The sequence below is a fragment of the Streptomyces sp. P9(2023) genome, assembly GCF_032436795.1.
GTDB lineage: Bacteria > Actinomycetota > Actinomycetes > Streptomycetales > Streptomycetaceae > Streptomyces.
Map to the genome: position 1 here is coordinate 1 of NZ_JAUPWM010000718.1, position 249 is coordinate 249.

Here is a 249-nt window from a genome sequence, read left to right on the forward strand (position 1 = left end):
TGGCCGTGCGGGCAGTCGCCACGCGCTTGAGTAGCCAAAGCAAGCCAATGCCCGCCACCAAACCGGCCACTGCCAGTGCCAACTCCTGCTTGGAGGCGGCAGTGAATAGCGCGCCGAGCTGGCTGCCGAGTAGGATCACCGCTGCCAGCCCCGGCACGATGCCCAGGGTCGATCCAATCATGTAGTCGCGGAAATTAAGGTGAAACGCTCCGGCGAGCATATTGGTGAGCGTGAAAGGAGCAAGGGGCA

Annotated in this window: 1 protein-coding gene; it reads right to left on the reverse strand. The window is 62.7% G+C overall.

Annotation, left to right across the window (positions count from 1 at the left end):
- The coding region (locus tag Q5762_RS39220) for a hypothetical protein (RefSeq protein ID WP_315897098.1) at nt 1-220 on the reverse strand (220 nt) is incomplete at its 3' end.
- Between the last annotated feature and the right edge of the window lie 29 nt (nt 221-249).